The following is a 19972-nucleotide window of genomic DNA, read 5'->3' as shown; positions in this document are numbered from 1 at the left end:
CCAGCCTGCTTGAGGTAGCTGACCCGGGCCGCATCACATACGGAACTGACTTCCCGTTCGCACCCTCTGCGGCGATCGATTTCCTGAATATGGAGTATGAAAATTATCCGCTGGACCCCTCCGTGCGCGCGGCGATAGACCGCGGCAATGCCGAGGCGCTTTTTCCCCGGCTGAGGCCTGAGCAGACTTAGTTCACATTGTGCGCGTTGCGCTCCCTGGCAGGCGGGGTTCGGTGGAGACCTTCCTGTCTCTATGGCTCGACGCCGTTTTTCGCAGCGGGACCGTGCTCGTCTGGCGCTCTCCCCAGCGGCCTGGCGCAGCATGCCGCTGTCCGTTGCCGGCGAGATCGAGGAACGTCCAGGACTCAAGGCCATCGGCGTAGCGAGCGGGAGTGAATCGACGGAGAGGCCGCATGAATTGACGATGTCGGAGCCAGCGCCCCAGCATGCGACATTCACAAGGTTTCGCGCACCTCCGGCGTAAGAGACGCCCGTCGCTGATACGCAACGGCGAGCGCTGCTGGAGCTCGCCGAGTCGCCGGCGTCAGTGTTCCTCACGTATGGGCGGCAGGACAATGACAGCCACTGGGCACACCGCCTGACCCGAACCGCCGAGTGCTGGCATGATGGGCGCATGAGCAGTGTCACATGCGATCTGACTATTTCCCTCGACGGATTCGTTGCGGGCCCAAACCAAAGCATGACGGAACCCCTGGGGCGGGGCGGAGAACTCCTCCACAGGTGGATGTTCGAAGAAGCCGAGTCCAACGCAGCCGAGCTCGACGGCATCCTCGCCGCCGGCGCCTACATCATGGGCCGGAACATGTACGCCGGTCCCGGGGCATGGGATGAGCAGTGGCGGGGATGGTGGGGTGAGGAACCGCCCTATCACGCACCTGTGTTCGTTCTCACCCATCACCCCCGTGAGCCCTTGGAGATGGAGGGCGGCACAACGTTCAACTTCGTGGCCGATGGGATCGAATCGGCGTTGGCCCAGGCGCGGAAGGCCGCTGGCGGCAAGGACGTGGCCATAGCCGGAGGAGCACAGACCGCCCGACAATTCCTTTCGGCGGGGCTGATCGACGAGCTGCGGCTCCACATTGCGCCCATAGTCCTGGGAGCGGGTGAGCGGCTGCTGGACGGCGTGACGGACCTCAAGCTTGAGCCGACGGACGTCAGCGGTTCCCGCCTCGTTACCCACGTGCGCTATCGGGTAATCCGCTGACAGGCCAAAGGGTATGCCCTTAGAAGCCGTCCCCCGAGGAGCGGAGCAAGACCACGCCGTTGCCGGACGTCCGCGTGCCCTCGGGCCTAAGGTTCATCCGGACATCCGGGGGCCTCAAACAGCGGCCTCCCCTGCCCCAGGACCACGGGATGGACGAGAATTCGAAACTCGTCGACCACCCCATGCCGCATGAGTGTGGAGGCCAAATCGGCGCCGCCACGGGCGATCTCGCCCCCCGGGCCGCACCTTCAGTTTCGCGATCTGTTCAGGAACGACGTCGTGAATCACCGTGGTATTCCAGCCCGCCTGCGTGAGGGTCCGCGAAAAGACGAACTGATAAGGCGCGACCCGGTACGGTGCACACCGCCGTCGATCGGGTGGTTAGGCTGGGTGGATGGCGACAGTTATTCTCGTGCGGCACGGCCGCACCACAGCCAATGCCACTGGACTGCTGGCCGGTCGGGCCGTCGGCGTCAGCCTGGACCAGATCGGGCGCGACCAGGCGGCTCTGACCGGAGACCGGCTCGCGGCCGTGCCCGCAGTCGGGGTGGTGTCGAGCCCTCTTGAGCGTTGTCAGCAGACCGCCCAGCTCATCCTCGATCGCCAGGCTGGCACGCCGTACGCGCCGGTCGATCTCGATCTCACCGAGTGCGATTACGGCCAGTGGCAGGGCCGCACGCTCAGTGATCTCGCGACCGAGGATTTGTGGCCGGTTGTGCAGTCGCAACCGTCCGCCGTCGTCTTTCCCGGCGGTGAATCCATGGCCGCGATGCAGGCTCGGTCGGTGGCAGCGATTCGACGCCACGATGCAGCCTTCGAAGCCGAGTACGGCCAGGGGCCGTGTGGGTGGCAGTAAGTCACGGCGACATCATCAAGTCAATCCTCGCCGACGCGCTCGGCATGCACCTTGACCTGTTCCAGCGTATTAACGTGGGCCCCGCCTCCGTATCGATCGTGCGCTACGGCGCCAGTCGGCCGAGCGTCTACGCGACCAACACCGACGCGGGTGACCTGTCGTGGCTGTCGAACGGCATCCACTCTGGCGATGCGCCGGTGGGCGGCGGTGCAGGGCAAAAGGCGCCATGAACCTCATGTGCCTAAAATACTGACATGCCTACACGTGTTCACGAGTTTGCCTGGCCTGATCGAATCGTCGTCGGCACCATTGGCCTTCCAGGGGCGCGCACGTTCTACCTGCAGGTGCGCGCAGGGACGCAGATCGTGAGTATTGCCCTGGAGAAGCAGCAGTCGGCTCTGCTCGCGGAGAAGATCGACGAAATTCTCGACCAGCTCATCACCGTCGAGGGCAACCCCTTCAGCATTCCCGCGAGCACTCCCATTGAACTTGTCGACAATGACCAGCTCGAGGCCGTTCAGGAGCAGTTTCGCACCGGCGCCATGAGCTTAGGTTGGGACCCAACCACGGCCCAGGTCGTAATTGAGGCCTACCCCATCACCGACGTCGATGCTGATGCTGATGACAACGACGAATCGCTTGATGAGGACGGCGCCAACGAGCCCGAAATGCTGCTGGTGCGCATGCCGGTCGGCACCGCCCGCGCATTCGCCAAGCGCACCCGTGAGATCGTGGGCGCCGGGCGTCCGACGTGCCCGCTCTGCGGTTACCCCATAGACGCCGACGGGCACATCTGCACCCTTCCCGAGGTCTGATGCCAGCGCCGGACCTAGCGACCGCCGAGCTGACGCTCACCGGCCGCATCACGACGGCTTCAAACGCTACATTTCTGGGCAGCATCGGCGACATGGTGGTCGTCTATAAGCCGATAGCAGGCGAAAGTCCGCTGTGGGATTTTCCCCACGGCACCCTGGCTCACCGGGAGGTGGCCGCCTACCTGGTCTCGCAAGTCTTAGGCTGGGACGTCGTGCCGCACACCTGGCTGCGCGATGGTCCGATGGGCGAAGGAATGGTGCAGCTCTGGCAGGAGCAAGACCCCGCCCAAAGCGCCGTGAACCTGGTCGCGACGGACCAGGTTCCGGAGACGGGCTGGAAACACGTTCTCGAGGGACGGGATGAGAACGGAAGGATGGTCGCCCTCGTGCACGAAGACTCGCCGGCGCTCAGACGCATGGCGGTGTTCGACATGGTCGTCAACAACGCCGACCGCAAAGGCGACCACATTCTTGCCATGACGGACGGACACCGGCACGGCGTGGACCATGGGCTCACCTTTCACCGTGACCACAAGCTGCGCACGGTGCTGTGGGGATGGCTGGGAGACGCTCTGACCGCCGAGGAACGCGACGGCATCGATCGTGTCAGCGAAGGACTGCACGGTGGGCTGGGCCGAAACCTGGCGGACTTGCTCAGCGCCGAAGAAATCGCATCGCTCGCCGCGCGCTGCGCACGGTTGCGCTTGGCCGGGCGGTTTCCGGCTCCGAGCGGTGAGATGTCGGCGGTGCCCTGGCCGCTGTTCTAAGGGAATCACGGCTCAACTGTCAAAAGTTGGCTGCCCAAACGCCGATAACAGCGCCTACGCTCAACCAAGCCCGCAGGCCCCACCTTCCGCAGACGACGCGCCGAGCGTTCCATATACAGCACCCCTTCAGTCAGGTGTTGCGATGTTGAGGAGAAACCGCGCTGCCCACGCAGCCGAGGGATATGGGCAGAGTCCAACTTTTGTCGGCCCATCCGGCTACACTGAATGTATCGAACATATATTCGAATAAGGGTGTGTTGTGGGCGTTGTTGTCGGTCCCCGCGTGATAGACGCGGGCATGTCGTTGCTGTCGGTGCTGATCTCTCCGGTCCCCGTCGCGGCCGGGTATCCATCGCCGGCGCAGGACTACTTTGATGGGCGGATTGACCTGAACGAGCATCTGATCAAGGACATCACCAGCACGTACGTCGTGCGGGTCTCCGGAGACTCGATGGAACGCGCCGGCATCAGCGACGGGGATGAACTGATCGTCAACCGGGCCGTGGAACCCAAGGACGGGTCCGTAGTCATAGCCGTCCTGGACGGAGAATTGACCATCAAGCGGCTGCGGATCACGGCCGCCGGCGTCGTGCTGCAGGCGGAGAATCCGTCCTACCCGGACATCCGCGTTCCGTCCCTGTCGGATCTGGTCATCTGGGGCGTCGCGACCCGCTGCCTGCACCATGTTTGAGGCACACCATGTCTAAGCCCTCCCCGATGCGGCGGATGCCGCAGATCGCGCACGTGGATGTGAACTGCTTCTACGCCTCGGCCGAGCGGGCATTCGACCCGTCCCTCGAAGGCCGGCCCGTCGTCGTACTGTCCAACAACGACGGGTGCGCCGTCACCCGGTCCCCGGAAGCCAAGGCTCTCGGCATCGGCCTCGGTGAACCATGGTTCAAACTCGCCCCGCGGGCGAAGGAGTGGGGACTTGTTGCCCTCTCGAGCAACTACGAGCTTTACGGGGACATCAGCGCCCGGGTGATGGAACTGCTGGGCCGCTACAGCGCTTGGTTGGAGGTTTACAGCATCGACGAGGCCTTCCTGGGCGTCAAAGGCGCGCCGGAGGACCTGCTGGTCCTGGGCCAGACCATGAAGGCAGCCGTGCGGCGCAACGTGGGGGTTCCGGTCTGCGTCGGGATCGCCGGGACCAAGACCCTCGCGAAACTGGCCAACAAATGGGCAAAGCACAACCCGGCCTTCGACGGGGTCTGCCACTGGGACTCCGTGCCCGCCGCCACCAGAGAAGCGCTGATGGGCCGGCTGTCTGTGATCGAAATCTGGGGCGTCGCGACGCGCCTGACCAAACGCCTCAACGCCTTAGGGCTTCAGTCCATCCTTGACCTGTCCCGGGCCGACCCGGTGATGATCCGGGACCGCTTCTCCGTGGTCATGATGCGCACCGTCCTGGAGCTGCAGGGCACGCCGTGCATCCCGATGGAGGAAGAACGGATCGGCCGGGACCAGCTCATCTTCTCGCGCTCCTTCGCCACCCCCATCACCACCGCCGCCGGCATGCGGCAGGTCCTGTCCGTCTACGGCCAGCAGGCATCGGCACGGCTGGCCAAATACAGCCTCCAGGCCAAGGTCCTCACCGCCTTCGCCGGCACCTCGCACTTCAACCCGAACGACACCTCCTACCCCTCGGTGTGCGTGCCGCTGCCGATGCCCACCGCCGATCCCGTCCTGCTCACCCGGGCCGCCCACGCCCTCCTGCCCCACATCCAGGAAGGCATCAAATACGCCCGGGCCGGCATCATGGTCACCGACCTGCGGCCCACCGGCAACCAGGCACCGCTGGCCCTGTTCCAAAATCCGCACGAGGAACGCCACATCGGAACCCTCCTGGAAGATGTGACCCGCCGATACGGGCGCGGCTCCATCGGCCTCGGCCACGCCGGCATACGGGGCGGGCCGGACTGGACCATGAAACGGGACATGCTCTCCCCCCGCTACACCACCCATTGGGACGAACTCCCCCTCGTCAAAGCCGCCTAACGCCAACACGCCCCCGCAGCACCGCACCACGAAAGACCACCCCCATGACCCTCAGCACCGAAAACCCCACACGAACCCTTGACCTTCAAGTCCGGCTCGACCCGGCAGGCAAGCCCCTTGCCATCCGGCACGACGGACGGATCTGGCTTGTCGATCCGGCCACCGAATCCCGGCACTGGATCGGCGGTGACGCCGGGCGGGGCACCCGATGCACGGCCGCCGCTGGCGCCAACCCGGCCGGTACCGAATACTGGCGCGTCGAGGCCCGGCTGGGGGCTAATTCAGCGCTGCGCACCTTCACGCTGCGCCGGAATCCACGCTCCGTCCAGTGGCTCCTGGACGACATCAGCGACGGCGGCTAGGCAACGGTGACACTGAACCGTCAGCCGATCAACGACCAGATCTGGGCGGGGATCAGGGAAGAATTCACGCTGCCCGCCCTGGAACAGGTCCGCCGCCGCCTCGCCGAACTGATGGACGACCCCGACCCTGTAATGCAGCAGCTCGTCCGCGTCTTCATCGACGACGGCACGTTCTGCCCGGGATTCCAATTCGTCGCCGGCGGCCACCTCCACCCGACCGTCGTCGACCTCTTCCAGCGCGCCATAGAACTGAAGGTTCCGCACAACTACTTCACGGCCTGGATGGTTACACCCTGCCGGGAACTCGGCGGGTCCCGCCCCGTTGACCATCTGAAAAGCGGCCGCGCTCCCCTGTTTCGCGCGCTGGAATCCCACCGCTGGCAGTAGAGGCCGACCCGCGAACCGACGTCCAACGGTTCCGCTGATCAGTCCGGCCCGGGATGCATTGAGTCACACGCGGGAATCGCAGCTGCCCTGCCGTTGGTAGTCTTTAGCCCACCATCCCTTTCCGCCCGACACTTGAGGTGCGAACCATGATCCCGACGACTCCCACTCCGGGCACTGTCCTTCTGGCCGGCGCCACCGGCGATCTCGGCGGGCGTATCCTGCAGAATTTGGTCGCCCTGGGGGCCACCGTTCGGGTCCTGACACGGCCTGGGACCAGCACGGAGCGCATTGCGCAGCTCCGCGCCCAAGGCGTCGAAGTGATCCAGGCGGGCTACGACGATCCGGTGGCCCTCCGAAGGGCCTGCGCGGATGTTGACTGCGTAGTCTCCGCGATCAACGGCGTGGACAGCGCAATTTTCGACGCCCAATCGCGCTTGCTGGAGGCGGCGGCCGCGGTGGGCGTACCGCGTTTCATCCCTTCCGATTACTCCATCGATTACCGCGGAATCCGCCCCCGAACCAACCGGAACTTACAGTTCCGCCGAGACTTTGCACAGCGGCTGGATGCCACCGAAATCCGGGCCACTTCCATCCTCAATGGCGCCTTCACCGACATGCTCTCCGGGCAGGCTCCCATGATCCTGTTCTCCCGGCGTCGGGTGCTCTTCTGGTCCGACGCCGACCAGGTGCTCGACTTCACCACGAAGGATGACACTGCCTCCTACACCGCCGCCGCCGCCCTCGACGAGCGGGCGCCCCGCGTCCTTCAGATCGCCGGAGACCAGGTCACGGCAAGGACCCTGGCAGCCACCATGTCCGACCTGACCGGAACGCAATTCGGGCTCCTCTACGCGGGCAGCGTCGGCTCCTTGACTGCTATGAGCCGGGTCGTCAAAGCCCTCATGCCGGCCTCTGACAAGCCGTTCCCGCCGTGGCAGGGCATGCAGTACTTCGCCAGCATGTTCAGCGGCGACGCGACCCTGAACTACGTCAGCAACGACCGGTACGGGAGCCGGACGTGGACCACCGCCCGGGACGTCCTGGACCAGCACGTTCAGCAGAGCTCACCGGCCCCGGTCCCCTAGCCTGGGGGTTGTTGCACGGACAAGCCCCGAACCCCTAGGGTTCGGATCATGGCCGCGCCCGGGGGACCCGCTCGTTATGGATTGCACACGACGCCGACACTGCTGTCCGTAGTATGCCTCGCCGTCGTCGCGCTAACCGCGGCCTGCGCGTCAACTTTCCCACTCAGCACGTCGGCAGGCGAGCAAACCGTCACCAAACCGCCCGCCGCCACGGCCGCACCATCGACGGGCGCCGGACTGTCACCAGGCATGACCCTCGCCCCGGCTCCGCCGATTCCGCCTGCCCCCGGGCACGGTTTAGATGAATGCCGGCCACAGCGTGCAGAGAAAGTCGTAGGCAATGGAGCGCTGGAGTGCCAGTACTTCACATCCGGTTCCATGACGCCGGCTTCTGTGCCCCGTGATCCGGGAATGAGCTCCGGCGATTACGCGGTACGGTTCGGCAGCGTTGGCGGCCGCACGGTGATGTCCGTGCGTATCCCCTGCGCTTCGTATGCGGTCACGGTCAGCATTGCCGGCGAAACGATCACGCCGGATGTGGGGACACTGGAAAGTTCCCTGGGCACGTGCAACTTCCCGTGGGACCAGGAACAGGCGCGGATGAAACGATACCTTCAGGCTCCGTTTCAGTTTGCACAGCGGGAGACTGGAATCGTGCTGCACAACCCGGAATGGGGAATCACCCTCTTCCGGACCCCCTACTCGGCCGGCTGATCCCCCGGTCCCGCCTAAGGGGCGCCAGGCGTGCCGCGGGAGGGGTGCGAGGCTGAGGGCCCGCGGGAATAAGAACCGCCGCCACCATGTTCGTTTCCGGTGTGAAGAACATCGGATTCCTGTCCTTCGGCCACTGGACCGACCACCCGGATTCCGGCACGCGCACCGCGTCGGACGCGCTGTTGCAGGCGATCGACCTCGCGGTCGCGGCCGAGGAGCTGGGTGCGGACGGCGCCTACTTCCGAGTCCACCACTTCGCGCAGCAATACGCCTCCCCGTTCCCGCTGCTCGCCGCGATCGGGGCCCGGACAAGCCGCATCGAGATCGGCACCGGCGTGATCGACATGCGCTACGAGAACCCGCTCTACATGGCAGAAGACGCTGGCGCGGCCGACCTGATCGCGGGCGGCCGGCTGCAGCTGGGCATCAGCAGGGGTTCACCCGAGCAGGTCATCGACGGATGGCGTTACTTCGGCTTCGCCCCCGCCGAGGGCGAGTCGGACGCCGACATGGGCCGCAGGCACGCCGAGCGTCTGCTCGAGGTGCTCACTGGCAAGGGCTTTGCGGCGCCGAACCCCCGCCCGATGTTCCCGAACCCTCCGGGCCTGCTGCGCGTGGAGCCGCAATCGAGGGGCCTGCGCGAGCGCATCTGGTGGGGCTCCGGCTCGAACGCCACGGCCATCTGGGCGGCGAAGCTCGGCATGAACCTGCAGAGCTCCACGCTCAAGGATGATGAGAGCGGCAAGCCCTTCCACGTCCAGCAGGCCGAGCAGATCGAGCTCTACCGGCAGGCCTGGAAGGAGGCGGGGCACGAGCGGGAGCCGCGCGTCTCGGTCAGCCGCAGCATCTTCGCGCTGACGGACGAGCGCGACTGGCAATACTTCGCCCGCGACCGCCACAGCTCCGACCAGGTGGGCAACATCGACGAGAAAACGCGCGCGGTCTTTGGCCGCTCCTACGCCGGTGCCCCGGACGAGCTGGCCGCGAAGCTGGCCGAGGACGAGGCGATCGCCGCGGCAGACACCCTGCTCCTCACGGTCCCGAACCAGCTCGGTGTCGACTACAACGCCCACGTCATCGAGTCGATCCTGAAGTATGTGGCGCCGCAGCTCGGCTGGCGCTGACCCCTCGTGACAGATTCCCCGGGCACCGCGCCGTCGACACTTGCGGGATCCAGCCTTGCAACGCCAGAGCGACGGCGACGACGCCGGTCCGGCCGGCACTCACCCGCGCGGCAGCCTTGACGCCGAACGCCACCTCGGCTGAAGCACAGGGCGGGCGGCCGCGATGCGCTCGCGACCGCCCGCCGGTACGGGGGCACCCGGGCTCAGCGCACCGACTTGCGCTCGTAGATCGCCATCGACCAGGCGTACCCGGCGACCACAATCACGACGCACCACCCGATTGCCAGCACCGGGCTCCAGCCGAGCGGGGTACCGAGCAGCAGCCCGCGGATGGCCTCGATGAACGGCGTGAACGGCTGGTACTGCGCGAACCACTGCAGCCATTCCGGCATCGACTCGGTCGGCACAAAGCCGCTGCTGAGGAAGGGCAGGAAGGTCAGCACGAGGGGCAGGTTGCTGGCGGTCTCGGCCGACTTCGCCTGCATGCCCATGGCCACCCCGAGCCAGCTGATCGCGTACGCGATGAGCACGATCAGACCTGCGGCGGAGATCCATTCGACAAACCCGGCGGTCGGGCGGAAGCCAATCAGGAGGCCGACGCCGAGCACAAGCACGACGGCGATAATCGCCTGGATGGTATTGCCAAGCACGTGCCCGGCGAGCACCGCGGCCCGCGAGATCGCCATCGTCCGGAACCGCGCGGTGATGCCCTCGGTCATGTCCATCGACACGGTCGTCGCGATGCCGCCTGCGCTGCCGGCGATGGTCAACAGCAGGATGCCCGGCATGACGTAGGCGACATACGCCTCGCGCCCGCCGGACGGATCCGCGCCGGGCAGGCCGGCCCCGAGCGTGCCGCCGAACACGAACACGAAAAACAGCAGCAGGACTACCGGCCCCACGATGGTGAACACCGACAGGCCCGGATAGCGCAGCATGTGCAGCAGGTTGCGGCGCAGCATCGTCAGCGAGTCGGCAATGACGTGCGCTTGCTGGCGGGTGCCCGGGGCCGTCCGGCGCTTGGCGGCGATGGTGGTCATAATTCGGTTCCCTTCGTCTCGACCCGGCCGGTGAGCGCGAAAAACACGTCATCGAGGTCCGGGGTGTGGATGCTGAGGTCGTCGACCTCCAGGTTGGCCGTGTCGAGGCGGTCCAGCACGGTCCGCAGCGCGCCGACACCGCCGTCGCTCGGCACGGTGAGCGAGAGCCCGGCGTCGTCGCGGGCGGACTCGCCGAGCAGGCGGGAGGCGGCGTCGAGCCGCCCGGCGTCGGCGAACCGGAGCCGGATATGTCCGCCGGGCACCAGGCGCTTGAGCTCGTCCGGCGTCCCCTCGGCCACGAGCCGGCCGCCGTCGAGCACCGCAATGCGGTCCGCGAGTTCGTCCGCCTCGTCCAGGTACTGGGTGGTGAGCAGCACGGTGGTGCCGTCCGCGACCAGGCTGCGGACAATGTCCCACATGGTGTGGCGGCTGCGCGGGTCCAGGCCCGTGGTGGGCTCGTCCAGGAAGATGACGCTGGGCGCCGAGACGAGGGTCATGGCGAGGTCGAGGCGGCGCTGCATCCCACCCGAGTAGGTGGCGAGCGGCTTACGGGCGGCCTCGACGAGGTCGAACTGCTCAAGCAGCTCGGCCACCCGGGCCTTCGAGCGCTTCGCTCCAAGATGGCGCAGCCGGGCCATCAGCAGCAGGTTCTCCTCGCCGGTGAGCAGCTTGTCCACCGCGGAGAACTGGCCGGTGAGGCCGATCGCGGCGCGGACGCCGTCAGGGTCGCGCACGACGTCGCATCCGTTCACCAGTGCCGTGCCGCCGTCGGGCCGCACCAGGGTGGACGCGATGTGCACGGTCGTCGTCTTGCCGGCGCCGTTCGGGCCGAGCAGCGCGGTGACGGTGCCCGCGTCCACGGTGAGGTCGACGTCGTCGAGCACGGCCTTTGCGCCGTAGGACTTCCGCAGCCCGCGGACGTCGATTGCTGGCGTGTTCATGTGCTTGGTTCCCTTCTGTTGGTGGCCCGGAGTCATTGAGCGCGCTGAATGCTGATGTCGCCGTGCTGGGTGCGTGCACGCACTGCGACGGTCTGTTCGGACGCGTCCGGAGCGCGGTCGCTGTCCAGCTGGTTGCGGACGTGCCCCTCTTTCGAGGACAGATCGAGCCAGGCGGGAACGCCGGGCCGCACGCCGATGGTGACCTGGCCGAAGCCGCTCTCGACCTGGATGGAACCACTCGAGACCTCTGCGAGCTGGATGCTGCCGTAGGCGGTCTTCGCCGCGACAGAGCCGAGTGCCTTCGAGATCTCGAGGTCGCCGTAGGAGAGCTTCGCTTCCAGGTCGCCGCCGGACTCCCCGATCAGGATGGTGCCGTGCGACGCCTTGAGGATCGCGTCGCCGGTGACTTTGCCGATCCGGATCTGACCGTGGTCGGCCGTGATCTCGATCCCGCCCTCGGCGGTGCCGAGGGTCGCGTTGCCGTGCGAGGCGCGCAGCCACAGGTCGCCGGTGGAGTCGAGATCAACGCGGCCCATCGAACTCTTGATCCGGGTTGCGCCGAGGCGTCCGACGGCGCGCACGCCGCCGACCCCGATCTCGGCGGTGAGCCGCGACCCGGCAGGCAGCTCGACCTTCACATCGACCGACTCGGTTGGGCCGATCCAGCTGATGCGGGGCCGGGGGCCGGTGATGATGAGCCGCTGGCCGTCGACGTCGATTTTGGTCTCTTCCGCGCCCCGGCGGTCGACTGCCTTCGCGGGGTTCGTCGGCGAGACGGTCACGACCGTGTCGTCACGGTCAGTGGCGATGATTTCGATCGCGCCGACCTGCAGTTTGATGGCGAGGTCGATGGGGGTGGGGGTGTCGTAGGTGGGCATGCTGGCGCCTTCCTTTTGGGTGTGTTTGATCGACCCCGCGGGTCCGCGTGGTTGGTGGGTGTGGTGCGGTGGGCGGTTTAGCGCGCCCAGCCGGCGAAGTTGTCGCCGGTGCGCAGCGTGCGCTGCGCGGATCGTCGCTGCTTGGGCTGGAGAGCGGCTGCGACCGCGCGGACCAGCCAGGTGTTGACGGACAGGCCGTCAGCGGCCGCGGCCTCGTCCACCCGCGTCTTGAGGGCATCCGGCAGGCGGAGCGTCGTGCGCGAGGTGCTCGCGTCGTCGAGGTCGAGGGGTGCGGCCGGCCGCTCGTCGGTGTCAGATTCCGGGTTCGGCTGGGTCACCACGAACTCGACGTCGCGTCCGCGCAGCCGCATGTCGACTGATCCGGGTGCGAGGTCGCGGGTGATCTCGCCGACCGCAGCCGAGAGAACGTCGAGGAGCACGAGCCGGGTCGCGGCGTCCAGTCCGGCGGCGAGCCGCTCGGCCACGGCGCGGGTGTCCTCCGAGCCGTTCTCCGCGGCATCCACTAGCTGCCGCTGTAGGTCGTTGACGTATTGTCCGAGTTCCATGCCACCATAGTGACACCACAGTGGTGTCACGTCAAGCCTTCGTGGTGTCACGGGTGATCCGCAGGTTGGTGCGGCGGCTCGATGAGGGTGAGTACGGGTGAAAGGCCCCCGCCCTGAGTCCTAGTTGGCGTCCTGTCGGTTCACCATTTCGGCGATCCAGATCGGCGCGAACGGAGAGGTGCAGTTCGGCGGCGTCGGGTAATCCTTGAGCACCTCGAGGCGCTCGCCGATGCCGATTGCGCGGGCGCGGTGTGCGGGGTGCTCAATCCCGATCTGGGCCAGGCAGTGGTTCATCGCCCACTGCAAGCGGTCCGGGGCGTCCTTCATCTGCGCCTCGATGATGTCGAGCAGTCCTGGCAGGTCGAGGCCCTCCGGCTTCTTGGCAACGCGGTCGGTAGTCAGCGCCCAGCCGGCACTTGCCACCAGCGGGTCCGGATCGGCGAACCAGGCCACGCGCAGTTCCTCGGCATGCGGGTTCTTCTTCACCACATAGTTGACGAGCCAGTCCCGCACCTTGGGAGTGTGCGCCTGGCGCAACATGACGTCCAACTCATCACGATCGAACGCCTTCGGACGGCAGATCAGGAGCGCCAGGAGCCGCGCCGCGGTATCACCGGTCCCCCACAGCTCACCGGCCAGCTCCTGCTGCGTCTTGAGCCGCTTGGCCAAGGCCCGCAGCTTGCCGAGGTTCACCCCGTGGTCGTCACCGTGCTTGGCGTTCACGTCCCGGATCCTCGGGTCCTCGAGGTCGGCCAGCTCGGCCATCACCTCGGCCGCCGTCGTTCCGGTTTCCGTCGTCTGGGCCACCTCGGCCTCCTGTCCGTTGCTTGTGCGATTCAGCATACGTCGGCGGTTCGGCCGCCCGCGGCAATAAGCGGCTTGGCGACGAAAACAGACGACTGCACCGTTGCCGCGCACGCCGGTGAGCGTCCGGTGCTCACCTGTGAATCGCCCGCTGCCCCTTGCCCCAGACTGGTTGCCTGCGGCAAGCTGTTGATCAGCTGATGAATTGATCAACCGGGAGAGACCCGACGGCGGCAGCCCCCGGAAGGTTGCCGCGGCGGTGCCGTTGCGGGGCTGGAACCCCGCAGGACGGGAGGGCTCGGAACATGGAACGTGCAGGATCCAGGCCGGCAAAAATTCGCGCCGCCGTCATTTTCTCAGTGGTGGCGGTGATGGTAATTCTTGGAATTGCGTGGATCGTGACTACCCGGTCACCGGTCACGACGCCTCCGGGAGCGTCCGGGGCCCCGGTGAGTAATCCTTCGGTATCGGGACGTGCGGCTTTCCAGAAGGTCCCGAATCAGGTTCTGTTTGCGCTTGATGATTCCGGAAACCCGGATCTCTCCGGAGACTTGACGAATATCAAGCAGGGTGACGCCGGCGATTGCTATTTCCTCGCAGCGTTGATGACAGTGGCGTCCCGGGCCCCTGCGACCGTCTTGAACATGGTCCATGACAACGGCAACGGCACCTACACCATTTCCTTCCACAGCAAGTACGACGGGGTGTCCAATCCGGTGACGGTCACGGTCAACGGTGATCTTCCGTACCGCCGCGGCAAGCCCTTCGAAAACGGCATCGAAAATATCGATGGCAAAAACGTGTCATGGGCCGCGATTATCGAGAAAGGGTGGGCGGCCGCGAACGGCAACAGCTACAACGGCATCGATGGCACCGACCTCAGCAACGCCCAGGATCATGATGTACACAATGCTCTCTATGCCATCACCGGCGAAGTGGGCGTCGACCGCAACCCCGGCGGCCCCATGACGGGAGTGAGCTTTGAGCAGATGCAGCAGGATTTCACGAAAGGCCTCGTGACCTTTGGGACGTCCAACTCCGACGGCGAGCTGGTCTCCGACCATTCCTACGCATTGCTGGGTCTGAATCCCTCCGACCAAACGGTTGTGGTAGGTGACCCGGAGGGTGGCCACACCACGCTGGCTTTTGCGACCTTCCAGTCAACGAACATCAACCAGTACATCGCGATACCAACATATCCTTGAGCGGCAGCCCTAAACGGCAGCCATGGCCCGCTCGCCGTTGAAGTATTCGAGCTGCCAGCCGTCGACGGCATGGTGGTGGGCCAGGTTGAGCACGGCGTTGTCGATGCTTTCCAGGGTGCGGCCGATGGCGCGGCTGAGACTCACGCGCAGGAGCGTGCCATGGGCGACTGCCAGGACGCGGCGGCCACGGAACTCCTCGGCCAGCGCCTCAAGCGCGGCCAACCCTCGGCCGGCGGCCTCGTCCTCGCTTTCTGCGCCGCGGAACCCGTTGGGGATGCGCAGTGCGTCCAGTTCAGGGCCGTCCTGAAGGCCCTCCGCGGGTCCGAAGCTGCGCTCGGCGAGCTCCGGCACGCGCCGGGCCACGCTGAGGCCGAGCCCGGCGGCGATGAGATCGGCGGTTTCAGCGGCACGGCTCAGCGGCGAGGACACGATCGCGTCCCATTCATAGCCGGACAGGACGGCGACGGCGTCGCGAGCCTGGCCGCGGCCGACGTCGTTCAGGGGAATGTCGGTGGATCCCTGCAACCGGCGCTGTGCATTCCAGTCCGTCTGGCCATGGCGGATGAGGGCGAACGTCGTAGAGGTCATGCCTTCCATTCTGCCCTGACGGCAGGCTGGCGATGACAGAGGCGCCAGTCTGGGAGCCGCCGCGAGCATCCTCGTCATCGGCAAAGAGCGGCAAAAAGCGATCACAATACACCGCCACTTCGCATAGTCCCTTGACGCATGGCAAGCACCGGACGCAAAGTTCACACGAGAGTCATTCCTCAGATGGCCGATAACCGTCCGGACGGAGCCCTCATGCCGCAACAACCGCTGCACGGCGGAGCATATTGCATCCCTTGAGCCCCTCCCCGGCGGAGCCGCTTGCGGTCACCAACGGGAGCGCTCCGGTCACCTCTTGGACAGGAGAAGTAAGGATGGATCTCGAGCAACCGGCCCAAGGCCCCAAGACGGTAACTGCGGCCAGGGCCGCCAAAGACGCGGCGGGGGCGTCCATTTCCGCGTCGCGGAAGAAGGTTTCGTACGGTGCCCAGGACCGCAGAGGACCACTACTGTGGAATTCGGGCCTGGAAAGGCTCACCAACCGAACCCGTCTGCCGGGACAGCCAGCCGATGTGGGCGTGAACCTGTTCTACGAGGACCTTGAGTGGAATCCCCTCTTTGGCCCGGGCGATCCCGTGGGGATCATTCCAAGGGACACGGATGAGATTCCGCCTGGAAATACGGCTAATGCGGGAGGGCTGATTCTGCCCTGGTGCTCGAATTCGCAAGAGGTCCGCCAGAAGGCCATTGTTGTGTACCGCCTTGGGGAGGACCTGGATACGATCGAAGATCCCCTCCTGTGTGTCTTCCAGTATTACTGGGACAACGTGGGGTACTTCTTGCCGGCAACCTTTGGGTCTTTCGACGAGAAGATCTCTATGGGTGAGGGGCCCAGCGCATCCCTCAATGTGGACTTCATTCTCGGTCCTGCAGGAGACCTGGTTGCCAAGGCATGGGCTTAGCCGGCCGGAGCGCGGCCGGCCGCTGCCAATCACTATGGGAGTCGGCAAGGTGTCCGGAGACTAAGTCGAGCTGCACGGTGGCGCTATCCGGGAGTGCCCGACTGTGCTGCGTAGGCAGTGGCCCGGTCGCGGACATGGTCCACGTACGGATCGGACTGGTTGTAGGAGTAGATCGCGTCGGCCCAGCCCGCGGCGGTGGTCAGGTCACCACCGTGTGCGCACAGGTACGAGGCGGCACTTAGCGCGGCGTCATCGATGTTGAACGGGTCGGCTGTTCCGTCCCCGTTCCCGTCCCGGCCTGCGATCTGCCACGTGGAGGGAATGAACTGCATGGGTCCGACGGCGTGGTCCCACCGGGCGTCACCGTCCAGGGCGCCGGCGTCCGAATCAGGGATCGCGGCGAAGCCGTCACCGTTCAGGCTCGGACCGACAATTGGCCCGCTCACCTGACCGGTGGCGGTCAGGCTGCCGCCGCCGTACGTTCCGTGGCCGGATTCGACGAAGCCCACCGCTGCCACCGTATTCCAGCCGATCCCGCAGGTGGGGGCCGATGTGTTGGCCGCATCGGCCGCCGCCACGTAGGCCTGGAGGGCCCGGGCTGGGATGCCGGTCTGCGCGGCGGCATGGGTGAGCCACTCGGCGTCCGCGCTCCGGGTGATGTTCACGGCGGAGGTGATGCCGGCGGACAGCGATTCGAGTTTCGCCTCTGCCCGCGGCGGCGCGGGCAGGGCCACGCGGGCTTCCGCCCCGGAGAACCGGAAGACCCAAAACAAGAACCCGGTGATGACGCAAAATACGAACAGGCCGAGCACGGCAAGGCGTTTCAGACGGAGCATGGACTAAGCGGGCCGGCCGGGGACGGTGCTGGCCCGCGTGTCCGGCGCGGCACGGAAAACCGCGCCGGCGCCGGACACGCGGGAGGCCATGGCCCTAGCCAACACACTCGACGCAGTAAGCGTGGCCGTTCTTTTCGCGTGCAACCTGGGACCGGTGCCGGACCAGGAAGCAGGAGTAGCAGGTGAATTCGTCCTGCGCCTGCGGGATGACCTGCACGATGAGTTCCTCGGCGACAATTTCCCCGCCCGGGCTGATCGCATCGTCAAAAGCGTCGGCTTCATCCAGTTCACGGACAACGCTGCGGGCATCCGGGGCGTTGGCGGATTGCAGCGCCTGCAGGGAATTATCCTGCGACTCCTTGACGTCGGATCGGACTTCGTCGTAATCGGTTGCCACGGGGGTGACTCTCATTCCTGTGTTTAGTTCTGACGGGAAGCCAACGTACACCATTGCGCGCGTCGCTGCCTCATGTGAACCAAGTCCTTCAGGCCGAACGGAGTCCCGGGACCTCGTCGACCGGCACCGGCGTGGGGTCCTGGGAACCCGCCGGGCCCGGGCCAGCCGGACTGCTGCGGGCAGCCGAGACGAAGGTGTTGGCCGGCCGGGGCAGCCCGTAGTGTTCGCGGAGCGTCCGTCCACTGTATGCGCTCCGGAAGAGTCCGCGGTCCCGCAGGATCGGGATGACGTGGTCCACGAAGGCGTCCAGGCCGGACGGAAGCACGGGCGGCATGATGTTGAAGCCGTCCGCCGCCCCGGCCTCAAACCATTCCTGGATCGCGTCGGCCACCTGCTCAGGGGTGCCAGAGAAGGTGCGGTGGCCGCGGCCGCCGCCGAGCCTGCCGATGAGCTGGCGCACGGTCAGCCGTTCCCGCCGCGCGAGGTCCACGATCAGCGTGTACCTGCTCTTGGCCCCTTCGATCTCGTCCTCGGAGGGCAGGTCGTCCGGCAGCTCGGCGTCGAGGGCCAGGGATGCTGCGGGGACCCGCAGCACCCCGGCGAGCTGCCTTCTGGCGTGCTCCGGGTGGATAAGCTCGTCGAGTTCTTGCTCAAGCCGCCGCGCTTCGGCCTCGGTGGAGCCGATGACGGGAACGATGCCCGGGAGCACCTTGATGGTTCCCGGGTCACGGCCGGCGGCGGCGGTTCGCCGCTTCAGGTCGGCATAGAAGCGTTGAGCGTCGGGCAGCGTCTGCTGCGCCGTGAACACCGCTTCGGCGTAGCGTGCGGCGAAGTCCTTGCCGTCCTCTGAGGAGCCGGCCTGGACAATCACCGGGTGGCCCTGGGCGGAGCGTGGCACGTCCAGCGGCCCCTGGACGCTGAAGTACGTGCCGGAGTGGTTGACCGGGTGGACCCGGGTGTTGTCTCCCCAGGTCCCGGCTTCCTTGTCGCCGATGGCGGCGTCGTCCTCCCAGCTGTCCCAGAGCTTGCGGGCCACGTCGAGGAATTCCGCGGCCCGCTCGTACCGCAGCGCGTGGGCCGGCTGGTCCCGCAGGGAGAAGTTCCTCGCGGCGGCGTCTCCGGCGGTGGTGACCACGTTCCACCCGGTCCTGCCGCCGCTGATGTGGTCCACGGAAGCGAACCGGCGGGCCAGGTTGTAGGGGTCGTTGTAGGTTGTGGACGCCGTGGCGATCAGCCCGATGCGGTCGGTGACGGCGGCGATGGCGGCGAGCAGGACGGTCGGCTCGAGTGTGCCGTAGGGCCGCTGGCCGACGTCGCCGTGCAGCACCGGTGAGTCCGCGAAGAAGATCGAATCGAACGTGCCGCGTTCCGCCGTTCGGGCCAGCTGCTGGAAATGCGCGACGTCCGTCCCGGCGAAACTGTCACTTTCCGGCAGCCGCCACGAGGCCTCGTGGTGACCGGTGCTCATCAGGAACGCGTTCAGGTGCAGCTGCCGTGCCCCGCTCACAGCTGAACTCCGGGAACGTCGGCGCGCAGTTCGAGCGTGTCGGAATAGACGGAGGAGTCGCCCTGGATGGACGTGCTGCTGCGTCCGTCGACGCCGCGGGGTACCTCGCCGGCCACCGTGACCCGGTTCAGCTGCCGGGGCTGGCCGTCATAGTTGTCCGGGGCGTAGTGCTGGGTGATGCGGTTGTCGAACAGCACCAGCTGGTCCGGTTCCCAGTTGACGCGGACCACGTTCTCGGGACGGGTGACGTAGGCCTGGAGCAGCCGCAGGATGTCCTTGGATTCGGTGTTGGACAGTCCCACGATGCGCAGCCTTTGGGCGAAGCCGCCGATGAAGAGGCCGCGCTCGCCGGTCAGTGGGTGGACCCGGACCACGGGGTGGGCGGTCTCGAAGTGGATCCGGGTGAATTCCTTCCGCCGCTCACCGGCGTTGGCGTGCTCGAGGTTTTTCGGTACGGAGTAGTCGTAATCATTGGTGTGGATGGCCCACAGGGTGTCGGCGAAGTTCCGCAGTTCCTCCGGCAGGTCCTGGTATGCACCCGCCGCGGAGGCGATCAGGGTCTCGCCGCCGTAGGCCGGCAGCGTGATGCTGCGCAGGGTGGAGGCCTGCGGCGGGTTCACGACGAAGGTGACGTCGGTGTGCCAGTTGTTCGCGCTGCCGTTTTCGCTGTCCACCGGCAGGACGGCAGGTTTGCCCTCGACGGAGGCCACGGTTGGGTGTGCCTGGGTGAGCGGGCCGAAGCGGGCGGCGAAGCGGACCTGGGCTTCGTCGTCGTGGACGTTGGCGTCACGGAAGACCAGGGCCTTGTGGGTGTTCAGGGCCGCACGGATCTGGGCGATGGTGGCGTCGCTGAGGTCATTGCTGAGGTCCAGGCCCCGGATCTCGGCGCCGATGCGGGCGCTGAGTTGCCGGAATTCGAGCCGGGTTTCGGTGGTTGTCGACATGGTGGTTGTGTCCT

Annotated in this window: 24 protein-coding genes and 1 pseudogene; 14 read left to right on the top strand and 11 right to left on the bottom strand. The window is 66.4% G+C overall.

The genetic code is table 11. The features are described 5' to 3' along the window. Window positions 1–191, top strand: a 191-nt coding sequence (locus tag AC1DDH_RS02245; RefSeq protein ID WP_476954752.1) for an amidohydrolase family protein, incomplete at its 5' end; no start/stop codon positions are given. A gap of 442 nt (window positions 192–633) precedes the next feature. Continuing rightward, complete coding sequence (locus tag AC1DDH_RS02240) at window positions 634–1224, top strand: dihydrofolate reductase family protein (protein ID WP_476870828.1); 591 nt, start codon at window positions 634–636, stop codon at window positions 1222–1224. An 86-nt stretch (window positions 1225–1310) separates the two neighbouring features. Here AC1DDH_RS02240 and AC1DDH_RS02235 read toward each other — a convergent pair whose 3' ends face one another. Then, window positions 1311–1415 (bottom strand): dihydrofolate reductase family protein, encoded by a 105-nt coding sequence (locus AC1DDH_RS02235; protein WP_476870931.1) that lies wholly within the window; start codon window positions 1413–1415, stop codon window positions 1311–1313. Window positions 1416–1618: 203 nt separating this feature from the next. Between AC1DDH_RS02235 and AC1DDH_RS02230 the strand changes: the two are divergent. From AC1DDH_RS02230 to AC1DDH_RS02185, 10 genes and pseudogenes are all read left to right on the top strand, one after another. Continuing rightward, a pseudogene (locus AC1DDH_RS02230) lies at window positions 1619–2310 on the top strand (histidine phosphatase family protein). A 24-nt stretch (window positions 2311–2334) separates the two neighbouring features. Next, entirely contained in the window at window positions 2335–2895 is a 561-nt protein-coding gene (locus AC1DDH_RS02225; protein ID WP_230009113.1) for a DUF3090 domain-containing protein, read from the top strand. Continuing rightward, window positions 2895–3662 (top strand): SCO1664 family protein, encoded by a 768-nt coding sequence (locus AC1DDH_RS02220; protein ID WP_476954751.1) that lies wholly within the window; start codon window positions 2895–2897, stop codon window positions 3660–3662. Before AC1DDH_RS02225 ends, AC1DDH_RS02220 begins: the two co-directional genes overlap by 1 nt. A gap of 259 nt (window positions 3663–3921) precedes the next feature. Continuing rightward, window positions 3922–4353 (top strand): LexA family protein, encoded by a 432-nt coding sequence (locus tag AC1DDH_RS02215; RefSeq protein ID WP_476855837.1) that lies wholly within the window; start codon window positions 3922–3924, stop codon window positions 4351–4353. A gap of 8 nt (window positions 4354–4361) precedes the next feature. Next, window positions 4362–5660 carry a Y-family DNA polymerase gene (locus tag AC1DDH_RS02210; protein WP_476849182.1) on the top strand — a complete coding sequence of 433 codons (1299 nt, stop codon included), beginning with the start codon at window positions 4362–4364 and terminating at the stop codon, window positions 5658–5660. 44 nt (window positions 5661–5704) lie between these two features. Then, window positions 5705–6022, top strand: a complete 318-nt coding sequence (locus AC1DDH_RS02205; RefSeq protein ID WP_476849183.1) for a hypothetical protein — start codon at window positions 5705–5707, stop codon at window positions 6020–6022. A gap of 6 nt (window positions 6023–6028) precedes the next feature. Continuing rightward, on the top strand, window positions 6029–6409 hold the full coding sequence (locus AC1DDH_RS02200) for a hypothetical protein (RefSeq protein ID WP_476855836.1): 381 nt from the start codon (window positions 6029–6031) through the stop codon (window positions 6407–6409). 146 nt (window positions 6410–6555) lie between these two features. Next, window positions 6556–7494: an NmrA family NAD(P)-binding protein gene (locus AC1DDH_RS02195; protein ID WP_476954750.1), complete on the top strand. Its 939-nt coding sequence runs from the start codon at window positions 6556–6558 to the stop codon at window positions 7492–7494. A 411-nt stretch (window positions 7495–7905) separates the two neighbouring features. After that, on the top strand, window positions 7906–8208 hold the full coding sequence (locus AC1DDH_RS02190) for a hypothetical protein (RefSeq protein ID WP_476954749.1): 303 nt from the start codon (window positions 7906–7908) through the stop codon (window positions 8206–8208). Window positions 8209–8294: 86 nt separating this feature from the next. After that, entirely contained in the window at window positions 8295–9332 is a 1038-nt protein-coding gene (locus AC1DDH_RS02185) for an LLM class flavin-dependent oxidoreductase (protein ID WP_476954748.1), read from the top strand. Between the two features lie 203 nt (window positions 9333–9535). Here AC1DDH_RS02185 and AC1DDH_RS02180 read toward each other — a convergent pair whose 3' ends face one another. The 5 genes from AC1DDH_RS02180 to AC1DDH_RS02160 form a co-directional block, all read right to left on the bottom strand. After that, on the bottom strand, window positions 9536–10372 hold the full coding sequence (locus tag AC1DDH_RS02180) for an ABC transporter permease (protein WP_476954747.1): 837 nt from the start codon (window positions 10370–10372) through the stop codon (window positions 9536–9538). Next, complete coding sequence (locus AC1DDH_RS02175) at window positions 10369–11313, bottom strand: ATP-binding cassette domain-containing protein (protein ID WP_476954746.1); 945 nt, start codon at window positions 11311–11313, stop codon at window positions 10369–10371. The genes AC1DDH_RS02180 and AC1DDH_RS02175 overlap by 4 nt, the downstream gene beginning before the upstream one ends. Before the next feature lie 32 nt (window positions 11314–11345). Further along, window positions 11346–12191: a DUF4097 family beta strand repeat-containing protein gene (locus AC1DDH_RS02170; protein WP_476855831.1), complete on the bottom strand. Its 846-nt coding sequence runs from the start codon at window positions 12189–12191 to the stop codon at window positions 11346–11348. A 77-nt stretch (window positions 12192–12268) separates the two neighbouring features. After that, window positions 12269–12757 carry a histidine kinase gene (locus AC1DDH_RS02165; RefSeq protein ID WP_476849190.1) on the bottom strand — a complete coding sequence of 163 codons (489 nt, stop codon included), beginning with the start codon at window positions 12755–12757 and terminating at the stop codon, window positions 12269–12271. Window positions 12758–12877: 120 nt separating this feature from the next. Continuing rightward, entirely contained in the window at window positions 12878–13600 is a 723-nt protein-coding gene (locus tag AC1DDH_RS02160; protein ID WP_476954745.1) for a DNA alkylation repair protein, read from the bottom strand. Window positions 13601–13866: 266 nt separating this feature from the next. On the opposite strand from AC1DDH_RS02160, the gene AC1DDH_RS02155 reads away from it, so the two are divergent. Next, window positions 13867–14766: a C2 family cysteine protease gene (locus AC1DDH_RS02155; protein WP_476870840.1), complete on the top strand. Its 900-nt coding sequence runs from the start codon at window positions 13867–13869 to the stop codon at window positions 14764–14766. Between the two features lie 9 nt (window positions 14767–14775). Here the strand turns inward: AC1DDH_RS02155 and AC1DDH_RS02150 are convergent, their stop codons facing one another. Further along, complete coding sequence (locus AC1DDH_RS02150) at window positions 14776–15354, bottom strand: histidine phosphatase family protein (RefSeq protein WP_476930965.1); 579 nt, start codon at window positions 15352–15354, stop codon at window positions 14776–14778. Window positions 15355–15686: 332 nt separating this feature from the next. Here AC1DDH_RS02150 and AC1DDH_RS02145 point away from each other — a divergent pair, with 332 nt between their 5' ends. After that, window positions 15687–16274 (top strand): hypothetical protein, encoded by a 588-nt coding sequence (locus AC1DDH_RS02145; RefSeq protein WP_476954744.1) that lies wholly within the window; start codon window positions 15687–15689, stop codon window positions 16272–16274. 83 nt (window positions 16275–16357) lie between these two features. Here AC1DDH_RS02145 and AC1DDH_RS02140 read toward each other — a convergent pair whose 3' ends face one another. From AC1DDH_RS02140 to AC1DDH_RS02125, 4 genes are all read right to left on the bottom strand, one after another. Further along, a complete protein-coding gene (locus tag AC1DDH_RS02140; RefSeq protein ID WP_476954743.1) occupies window positions 16358–17110 on the bottom strand; it encodes a lytic transglycosylase domain-containing protein in 753 nt (250 codons plus the stop codon). A gap of 94 nt (window positions 17111–17204) precedes the next feature. Continuing rightward, entirely contained in the window at window positions 17205–17507 is a 303-nt protein-coding gene (locus tag AC1DDH_RS02135) for a DUF4193 domain-containing protein (protein ID WP_476849195.1), read from the bottom strand. An 88-nt stretch (window positions 17508–17595) separates the two neighbouring features. After that, window positions 17596–19014 (bottom strand): LLM class flavin-dependent oxidoreductase, encoded by a 1419-nt coding sequence (locus AC1DDH_RS02130; protein WP_476954742.1) that lies wholly within the window; start codon window positions 19012–19014, stop codon window positions 17596–17598. After that, a complete protein-coding gene (locus tag AC1DDH_RS02125; RefSeq protein WP_476886515.1) occupies window positions 19011–19958 on the bottom strand; it encodes a TauD/TfdA dioxygenase family protein in 948 nt (315 codons plus the stop codon). Before AC1DDH_RS02125 ends, AC1DDH_RS02130 begins: the two co-directional genes overlap by 4 nt. Window positions 19959–19972 lie beyond the last annotated feature (14 nt).

This window comes from Arthrobacter sp. 10T425 (genome assembly GCF_056393985.1).
This window is presented reverse-complemented; position numbering and strand designations above follow the sequence as displayed.